This window comes from Pseudomonas sp. yb_2, assembly GCF_043103905.1.
Lineage (GTDB): Bacteria > Pseudomonadota > Gammaproteobacteria > Pseudomonadales > Pseudomonadaceae > Aquipseudomonas > Aquipseudomonas alloputida.
Window position 1 is genome coordinate 1 of record NZ_JBICKH010000019.1, and the last position, 3,274, is coordinate 3,274.

At 62.5% G+C, this 3,274-nt stretch carries 3 protein-coding genes; 2 read left to right on the forward strand and 1 reads right to left on the reverse strand.

The features are described from left to right. Positions 1 to 77: 77 nt before the first annotated feature. Positions 78 to 2,327, forward strand: coding sequence for an Orn/Lys/Arg decarboxylase N-terminal domain-containing protein (locus ACF8FB_RS04280; RefSeq protein ID WP_392511058.1), 2,250 nt, complete (start codon positions 78 to 80; stop codon positions 2,325 to 2,327). On the opposite strand, the gene ACF8FB_RS04285 is transcribed toward ACF8FB_RS04280, so the two are convergent. Beyond that, on the reverse strand, positions 2,311 to 2,529 hold the full coding sequence (locus ACF8FB_RS04285) for a hypothetical protein (RefSeq protein ID WP_010954911.1): 219 nt from the start codon (positions 2,527 to 2,529) through the stop codon (positions 2,311 to 2,313). The genes ACF8FB_RS04280 and ACF8FB_RS04285 overlap by 17 nt on opposite strands. 156 nt (positions 2,530 to 2,685) lie before the next feature. Between ACF8FB_RS04285 and chrR the strand changes: the two genes are divergently transcribed. After that, entirely contained in the window at positions 2,686 to 3,246 is a 561-nt protein-coding gene (gene chrR / locus ACF8FB_RS04290; RefSeq protein WP_003251456.1) for a class I chromate reductase ChrR, read from the forward strand. The last annotated feature ends 28 nt before the right edge of the window (positions 3,247 to 3,274 follow it).

Below are 3,274 nucleotides of genomic sequence, written 5' to 3' on the forward strand. Positions count from 1 at the left end.
CACTCCACCCCAACACCCAAGGCAGGCACGTCAACTACCCTGAAATGGACGCCATGTCCTTCGGAGGTAGCCACCTGATGTACAAGGACCTCAAGTTCCCGATCCTCATCGTCCACCGCGCCATCAAGGCCGACAGTGTTGCCGGCGAGCGCGTGCGGGGCATCGCCGAGGAATTGCGCCAGGATGGCTTTGCCATTCTCGCCGCCGCTGACCACGCCGAAGCGCGCCTGGTCGCCGCCACCCACCACGGCCTGGCCTGCATGCTCATCGCGGCCGAAGGCGCTGGCGAGAATACCCATTTACTGCAGAACATGGCCGAGCTGATCCGCCTGGCCCGTCTGCGTGCACCCAACCTGCCGATCTTCGCCCTGGGCGAGCAGGTGACCCTGGAAAATGCCCCCGCCGAAGCCATGAGCGAGCTCAACCAGCTGCGTGGCATCCTTTACCTGTTCGAAGACACCGTGCCGTTTCTCGCCCGCCAGGTGGCGCGTGCTGCACACACCTACCTCGACGGCCTGCTGCCGCCGTTCTTCAAGGCGCTGGTACAGCACACCGCGCAGTCCAACTATTCCTGGCACACCCCGGGCCATGGTGGCGGTGTGGCCTATCATAAAAGCCCGGTAGGCCAAGCCTTTCACCAGTTCTTCGGGGAAAACACCCTGCGCTCGGACCTGTCCGTTTCCGTGCCGGAGCTGGGTTCGCTGCTCGACCACACAGGCCCGCTGGCCGAAGCCGAGGCCAGGGCGGCGCGCAACTTCGGCGCCGATCACACCTTTTTCGTCATCAATGGCACCTCCACGGCCAACAAGATCGTCTGGCATGCCATGGTCGGCCGTGACGACCTGGTGCTGGTGGACCGCAACTGCCACAAGTCGGTGGTGCACGCGATCATCATGACGGGTGCCATCCCGTTGTACCTTTGCCCGGAGCGCAACGAACTGGGCATCATTGGCCCGATCCCGCTCAACGAGTTCAGCCCCGAGGCGATCGCCGCGAAGATTCAGGCCAACCCCCTTGCCCGTGATCGTGGGCAGCGTATCAAGCTGGCGGTAGTGACCAACTCCACCTACGACGGGCTGTGTTACCACGCCGGGCTGATCAAGCAGGCCCTGGGTGCCAGTGTCGAGGTGCTGCACTTCGACGAGGCCTGGTTTGCCTATGCCGCGTTCCACGACTTTTTCACCGGGCGCTACGCCATGGGCACCGCCTGCGCGGCAGACAGCCCGCTGGTGTTCAGTACCCACTCCACCCACAAGCTGCTGGCGGCGTTCAGCCAGGCCTCGATGATTCATGTGCAGGACGGTGCCAGGCGGCAGCTGGACCGGGACCGTTTCAACGAAGCGTTCATGATGCACATCTCTACCTCGCCGCAGTACAGCATTCTCGCCTCGCTGGATGTGGCTTCGACCATGATGGAAGGGCCGGCCGGGCGCTCGCTGCTGCAGGAGATGTTCGACGAGGCGTTGAGTTTTCGTCGTGCCCTGGCCAACCTGCGTGAGCACATTGCCGCAGCGGACTGGTGGTTCAGCATCTGGCAGCCGCCAAGTGCCGAGGGCATCCCCCGTCTGGCCGCGCAGGACTGGCTGCTGCAGCCGGGGGCGCAATGGCATGGGTTTGGTGAAGTGGTGACCGACTATGTGCTGCTCGACCCGCTGAAGGTGACCTTGGTAATGCCGGGCCTGAGCGCAGACGGTGTGCTGGGCGCGCGCGGTATCCCGGCAGCAGTAGTCAGCAAGTTTCTCTGGGAGCGCGGGCTGGTGGTGGAAAAAACCGGCCTGTACAGCTTTCTGGTGCTGTTTTCCATGGGCATCACCAAGGGCAAGTGGAGCACCTTGCTCACCGAACTGCTGGAGTTCAAGCGCCACTATGACGGCAACACCCCACTCAGCAGCTGCCTGCCCAGTGTGGGGGCTGCCGACGCCTTGCGCTACCAGGGCATGGGCCTGCGCGACCTGTGCGACCAGTTACATGACTGCTACCGCGCCAATGCCACGGCCAAGCAGCTGAAGCGGCTGTTCACCCGTTTGCCGGAGGTGGCCGTCAGCCCGGCCCAGGCCTATGACAAGATGGTGCGTGGCGAAGTGGAGGCGGTGCCGATCGAGGCATTGCTGGGGCGTGTGGCGGCGGTGATGCTGGTGCCGTACCCGCCTGGCATCCCGTTGATCATGCCGGGTGAGCGGTTCACCGAGGCGACCCGCTCGATCCTTGATTACCTGGCATTCGCCCGAGCATTCAACCAGGGCTTTCCCGGGTTTGTCGCCGATGTGCACGGCCTGCAGCACGAAGGGGGCCGCTACACGGTGGATTGCATCACGGAATGCGCGTGATCTCGACGCCGGAGCGTGCCAGTTCGAAACGGTTTTCACCCAGGTGGTTGACCTTGTCGCCGATGGCCAGGCGGTAGGTGGTGATGGGGGCGCCCAGCGTGCTGCCGTCGAGTTGCAGGGTGGATTCCTGAAACTCGTGCACGGGGTAGATGCGGCCTTCGGCGTCACGGGCGTGGAATTGGCCGACCATTACTGCTGCCATTTGGGTGGAAACCTCTGAATTACGTAGGAAATGTATGAAGGCATAGACCGTGAAACCGACTCGGAAGTTTTCGCACTGCGGAAAAAAAACTCAGGCGCCGGAGAACGGTCATCTATAACTACAACGTCTATTTAACCCGCAAAGGTTGGAATTGCCATGAGCCAGGTGTATTCGGTAGCAGTCGTCGTGGGCAGCTTGCGCAAGGAGTCCTACAACCGCAAGGTCGCCCGCGCACTTTCGGAGCTGGCGCCGTCCAGCCTTGCGCTGAAGATCGTCGAGATTGGCGACCTGCCGCTGTACAACGAAGATATCGAAGCCGAGGCACCGCCGGAAACCTGGAAGCGTTTTCGCGATGAAATCCGCCGCAGTGATGCGGTGTTGTTCGTCACCCCGGAATACAACCGCTCGGTGCCAGGCTGCCTGAAAAATGCCATCGATGTGGGTTCGCGTCCTTACGGGCAAAGTGCCTGGAGCGGCAAGCCGACGGCGGTGGTGAGTGTATCGCCGGGGGCGATTGGTGGCTTTGGCGCCAACCATGCGGTGCGCCAGTCGCTGGTGTTTCTCGACATGCCCTGCATGCAGATGCCCGAGGCTTACCTTGGCGGTGCGGCGAGCTTGTTCGAGGATTCGGGCAAGCTCAACGACAAGACGCGACCGTTCTTGCAGGCGTTTGTCGACAGGTTTGCGTCATGGGTGAAGTTGAACAGGGCGGTCTGAACCCCTAATCCTGCTGTGCAACGCCCCT

Excerpts from the sequence above, each read along its gene's own strand:
- ACF8FB_RS04285 (WP_010954911.1), bottom strand. The coding sequence starts at position 2,529 with ATGGCAGCAGTAATGGTCGGCCAATTCCACGCCCGTGACGCCGAAGGC.
- chrR (WP_003251456.1), top strand. The coding sequence starts at position 2,686 with ATGAGCCAGGTGTATTCGGTAGCAGTCGTCGTGGGCAGCTTGCGCAAG.
- ACF8FB_RS04280 (WP_392511058.1), top strand. The coding sequence starts at position 78 with ATGTACAAGGACCTCAAGTTCCCGATCCTCATCGTCCACCGCGCCATC.